At 36.4% G+C, this 4866-nt stretch carries 6 protein-coding genes; 1 reads left to right on the top strand and 5 read right to left on the bottom strand.

The window, feature by feature from the left end; all coding sequences use genetic code 11:
* Positions 1 to 284: 284 nt before the first annotated feature.
* Entirely contained in the window at positions 285 to 1259 is a 975-nt protein-coding gene (cysB, locus tag ABXH34_RS17815; RefSeq protein ID WP_353573234.1) for an HTH-type transcriptional regulator CysB, read from the top strand.
* Here the strand turns inward: cysB and ABXH34_RS17810 are convergent.
* The 5 genes from ABXH34_RS17810 to ABXH34_RS17790 all read right to left on the bottom strand — a co-directional run bounded on the left by ABXH34_RS17810 (position 1168) and on the right by ABXH34_RS17790 (position 4333).
* Positions 1168 to 2010: a PIN domain-containing protein gene (locus tag ABXH34_RS17810; protein ID WP_353573233.1), complete on the bottom strand. Its 843-nt coding sequence runs from the start codon at positions 2008 to 2010 to the stop codon at positions 1168 to 1170. The genes cysB and ABXH34_RS17810 overlap by 92 nt on opposite strands.
* Positions 2010 to 2222: a YlcI/YnfO family protein gene (locus ABXH34_RS17805; RefSeq protein WP_353573232.1), complete on the bottom strand. Its 213-nt coding sequence runs from the start codon at positions 2220 to 2222 to the stop codon at positions 2010 to 2012. Before ABXH34_RS17805 ends, ABXH34_RS17810 begins: the two co-directional genes overlap by 1 nt.
* 71 nt (positions 2223 to 2293) lie before the next feature.
* Positions 2294 to 2551, bottom strand: a complete 258-nt coding sequence (locus tag ABXH34_RS17800) for a hypothetical protein (protein ID WP_353573231.1) — start codon at positions 2549 to 2551, stop codon at positions 2294 to 2296.
* A gap of 53 nt (positions 2552 to 2604) precedes the next feature.
* On the bottom strand, positions 2605 to 3648 hold the full coding sequence (locus tag ABXH34_RS17795; RefSeq protein ID WP_353573230.1) for an STAS-like domain-containing protein: 1044 nt from the start codon (positions 3646 to 3648) through the stop codon (positions 2605 to 2607).
* Between the two features lie 118 nt (positions 3649 to 3766).
* Positions 3767 to 4333, bottom strand: coding sequence for a transposase (locus ABXH34_RS17790; RefSeq protein ID WP_353573229.1), 567 nt, complete (start codon positions 4331 to 4333; stop codon positions 3767 to 3769).
* Positions 4334 to 4866 lie beyond the last annotated feature (533 nt).

The following is a 4866-nucleotide window of genomic DNA, read 5'->3' as shown; positions in this document are numbered from 1 at the left end:
GTATTTTAGGACTGCCAATCCTAACACTCAAGATAGAATTGACTATATCATGTATCTATATACATGAGTCTCCCATTTATTTTTATCATTGCATCCACAGTTTAGAAAGACACATGAATTAGTAAGACTATGTTTATATAATTAATTTAAATTTCAGCAGCAATTAATATTGATGGACAAGTAATCATAAAATTATTTTATGGTATATCAATATAACTAAAAGGTATAACAACAAAATGATAAATCGTTGTATAACTGTATCCAGAAGATAATGGGGTAGAACGATGAAACTGCAACAATTACGTTATGTGTGGGAAGTCGCACAGCAAAATTTAAATATATCGGCGGCGGCTGAAGCTTTGTACACCTCTCAACCGGGTGTGAGTCGACAAATTCGAGCCTTAGAAGAAGAGTTAAAAATTCAGATTTTTGCGCGTAGTGGTAAACAGTTGACTCACATTACGCCTGCGGGTGTGGAGATTTTACGTTATATCGGGCGGGTTTTAGAAGAAAGCAACAATATTAAACATACCGCCCAACAATACAGCGATCCGCAGCGCGGCAGCCTTTCAATTGCCACTACGCACACTCAAGCCCGTTATGCTTTGCCACCTGTGATTGCAAGTTTTATTCATCGTTATCCTAATGTGACTTTGCATATGCACCAAGGTACACCGTTACAAATTGCAGAACAAGCAGCTAAAAGTGAGGTGGATTTTGCAATTGCAACTGAGGCGATGGAATTATTTGAAGATTTGGTAATGTTGCCTTGTTATCGTTGGAACCGTTGCCTTGTTGTGCCACAGAATCATCCGTTGCAAGCATTGGAGAATTTGACTTTAGAGGCAGTGGCAAATTATCCCATTGTAACCTATGTATTTGGTTTTACAGGGCGTTCAACATTAGATGAGGCGTTTCAGCAGGCGGGCTTAATTCCCAATGTGGTATTTACTGCGACCGATGCCGATGTGATTAAGACTTATGTTCGTTTGGGTTTGGGGATTGGAATTATTGCCAAAATGGCCTATGACCCGCAGATCGATCAAGATTTATGTGCTTTGGATGCCAGTCATTTATTTGCATCAAATACGACGAAAATAGGTTTATGCCGTAATATTTTTATCCGTGAATATATGTACGATTTTATAGAGGCTTTTGCTCCACATCTCAATCATGAGCAAGTGAATCTAGCGATGCAAGCAACGAATCCAACTGCACGTGAGGCTTTATTTGAAGGAATTGAATTGCCTTTGTACTGAGGTGGTATCTTACTACGGTTAGAGCATAGTTTTGTTGATATCCAAGCTTATTTATATAAACGCTATAACGTAAGCGATATATTTGGAATTTTTCCTCATCAGTGATGATTTGATTATGTGGGATGCGGCTGTTTTTTTGTTGGTAGATGGTTTGATAGGAGGAGTAGGGATTAGTGCAAAAGTCGGTGGTGAAATGGTGTTTTTGTGGGTTTTGATGGATGTAGCGAATGAGGGTGATGAAGTAGCGATCTGAGTCTACGTGTATGCGTTTGAATGGTTTTTCTAAGCTGCCTGTGCGTTGGTATCTTCGATGGGGTAAATGTAGAGTTTGAAAAAGTAATGATAGCTGCGTTCTAAAGTATTTGCAATGACGTGGACGACATAATCTAAAATGTCGCTGGTCAACGGTTAAAATGCGTTGGATATTTAAGCGTTCTGCCATTGCAACAATTGTGCAGTCTACAAAATCAATTTTGCTATCAGCATATTGTTGTAAGATTTCTGTTGTACGTTGTAAGTCTGCTTGGGTCACGTGTTCTACTTTGAGTTCTCCACGTAGTATTGCTTGTAAAAAGTTTACCAGCACAGGATAGCCTAACTCTCGTAATACCATGTAAGCCAGTTCTGGTAACACAGGTTTTGGTAATAAAACAGATTGCTCGGCTTGTAATGTTTGTACGCACGTTGGATGCAATTCATCATCTGCATCAAGTACAGCCAACAAAAATCCAGTATCTAATAATGCTGTCATTATTTTTCTAAAATTTCATCAACTTGGGTCGAGAGATTAGGTTTTCCACTGCGTCCAATACCAATGAAAGAGTAATTTTTCTGTTCTGGTGTTTTTAAGTAGTTTGCCAGTGCATTTCGCACTACATTTTCCACACTGGTTGCTTGCTGTTTTGCTTGTTCGTGTAAGTTTTGTAAAATTTCTTCATCCAATTGAATTTGTAATGTTTGCATGATGCACATTTTCCAATCTTATACAATATTTAAGTATATCAAAAAATAAGGGCTAGTTCTGAGTCTGTCTACTATTCATAATCATCCTCAATTAAATGTTGAATTTTAAAATCATCAAATTGTTGGTGTAGTGTCGCAAATAATTGGGGGTTTCCAAACCATTCTATAATTTGATTATGTGGGATGCGGCTGTTTTTTTGTTGGTAGATGGTTTGATAGGAGGAGTAGGGATAAGTGCGAAAGTCAGTGGTGAGATGTTTCGTTCCTATAAATTTTGTGGGAATACCTTCACAACGTGCCATGTCAAGTAAATTGATGATGTGGCGCATCTTGACTGCATTCCTACGTGACACGAGTTAAAAACGTTCTTAACGTTACAAAATTAATCTTTTTTCGTAGTAGCACGTTTTACCATTTTTTCCACATCCACAGTCATATTAGTTGTTAATAATTCAATTTCAGGATGTTTGTTGGCATAAACCCTAAATATTTCATCGGCAAAAGCTTGCCCTATACTATTCACATCTTTAAAATCGAATACAACTTTGCGGAATTTTTCAACACTAGCAAGTAGGCGTTTTGCTTGAGAACGAGAAACGAGTTTTTCATTGTCATATTGGGCTAAACGAACAGGAATAATGGTTTTGCTAAATTGATATTCATCAGGTTCTGCAAAGTCATCAAATACAGTTTGTAGGTTACATTGGGAATCTCTTTTAATTATCATAAGAACCATAGTGCCAATATCATCTGTATTTTTAGATATTGAAGATTCTTGTAGATAGTCAAATTCACTTTGTTTGCTATGGCTAAAATGAGTACCCTTTGAGTCGATTGCAAATATCTCAAACATTCTTGAAGTGAAAAAAATGCCTTCTCCTGTATGATTTTCTGGGTCAGTAGTGAGCTTACCTTTTGATAATTCTAATAAAGCTTGTTTCTCATCCATTAAATTGCATAATCTCTGAATTTTCTTAAAAATACCTTCTCCAAAATCAATAATTGCTATTACTACTTGCTCTACACTTCTCTCTACTGCAATAAGAACAGAATGGCTTTCTGAGTGATCAATAGCATTATTGACCATTTCGGTAAAACCATAATGACAAATATCTACAATATTATTGGGTAGTCCTTCAAATATAAAAGCATAATAATCGCGCCATACAATATCTTCAGCAAAACCGTCTGCTAAAGGAAATATGGATTTATATTGACGTAAATCACCTAAAAAATATCTTTTTCCCTTACCTCTACCTTTAGAAATAAGCTTACCTTCAGTTTCTAAACGTTTAATATGATTATTAACAGCTTGAGGTGTAATTGAAAAAATACTGGCTATATGCTTAGCTAAATCTGTAGGGTGATGTCTCACATCTCTAAGAATTTGCTCTCTAATTTTTTTACCTCTTTCTTTATTATTCATTGTCATTTAGCCTTTAAATAAAATTTTCTTAAAGGATAAGCTGTCTTTTCTTAAAGGTCAATATTTATTTGAATAGCAATTTCCATAAAAAATGCTGTATCCAATTATAAAATAAGAGTCAGGCATCATCTTCAATTAAATGTTGAATTTTAAAATCATCAAATTGCTGGTGTAGTGTTGCAAATAACTGGGGGTTTCCAAACCAGTCTATGATTTGATTATGTGGGATGCGGCTGTTTTTTTGTTGGTAAATGGTTTGATAGGAAGAGTAGGGATAAGTGCGAAAGTCGGTGGTGAAATGGTGTTTTTGCGGGTTTTGATGGATGTAGCGGATGAGGGTGATAAAGTAGCGGTCTGAGTCTACGTGTATGCGTTTGAATGGTTTTTCAAATAGGCTGCCTGTGCGTTGGTATTGTTTATTGATGGCTTTGGTGTAGGTGCTAAAGAGGTTGGAGAAGGCTTGTGAATAGTGATTTTGTGGTTGGGGTTTCATGCGGACGAGTAGGTGAAAGTGGTTACGCATGAGGCAGTAGGCGTAGGTGTCTGCGATAGGGTAGATGTAGTGGGTGTAGAGTTTGAAAAAGTAGTGGTAGTTGCGTTCTTCGATGAACAGATTTTCTCGGTTGTTGCCGCGATTGTAAATGTGGTAGTAGTGTCCACTAATGAGTGGGGGTTGGTTGGTCATGTCGAGATTTTTGTGTTCCCAAGGACGATAAATTTAAAATATACCATGAGTTGAAGGGTGGATAATTTTAAAAATTGTGGCGAATCCAAGGGTAGATAATTTTTAAAATTGCGGTGAACCCAAGGACTGGCAGTCCTAATTTTGCAACAAATTTAAATATATCAATAAGTAAGGACTGCCAGTCCGAGATTCAACAAGGCATAAAAAAACACTTGGGAAAATATAGAATAAAAGGCTTGACTTTACTTCTTGTCCTAGGATATACTTATAGAAATAATTTAGTTTCTAGATTATTTACCCAGAATTCAATGCTAAGAAAGGAAAATACATGAATAGATGCTGTAAATTAACAACATTAAGAGTTAAAAATAACTATGATCTCAATAAAATTGCTAACTATCATAATCAAAGGCAACACAATCAAAGACAACAAGCTTGTTGTCCAATCTGGAAATAAAGGAAAGCTAATCAGCTACATGCCTGTGCTTCTCCTCATTTTTGACTACCTAATATCGGTACACGCAGATAAACCT

The sequence above is a fragment of the Candidatus Albibeggiatoa sp. nov. BB20 genome (assembly GCA_016744725.1).
Taxonomy (GTDB): Bacteria; Pseudomonadota; Gammaproteobacteria; order Beggiatoales; family Beggiatoaceae; genus Albibeggiatoa.
Note: the sequence above shows the minus strand (reverse complement) of the source record. Positions and strands in the feature narration are given on the sequence as shown.

Excerpts from the sequence above, each read along its gene's own strand:
- cysB (WP_353573234.1), top strand. The coding sequence starts at position 285 with ATGAAACTGCAACAATTACGTTATGTGTGGGAAGTCGCACAGCAAAAT.
- ABXH34_RS17810 (WP_353573233.1), bottom strand. The coding sequence starts at position 2,010 with ATGACAGCATTATTAGATACTGGATTTTTGTTGGCTGTACTTGATGCA.
- ABXH34_RS17805 (WP_353573232.1), bottom strand. The coding sequence starts at position 2,222 with ATGCAAACATTACAAATTCAATTGGATGAAGAAATTTTACAAAACTTA.
- ABXH34_RS17800 (WP_353573231.1), bottom strand. The coding sequence starts at position 2,551 with ATGCGCCACATCATCAATTTACTTGACATGGCACGTTGTGAAGGTATT.
- ABXH34_RS17795 (WP_353573230.1), bottom strand. The coding sequence starts at position 3,648 with ATGAATAATAAAGAAAGAGGTAAAAAAATTAGAGAGCAAATTCTTAGA.
- ABXH34_RS17790 (WP_353573229.1), bottom strand. The coding sequence starts at position 4,333 with ATGACCAACCAACCCCCACTCATTAGTGGACACTACTACCACATTTAC.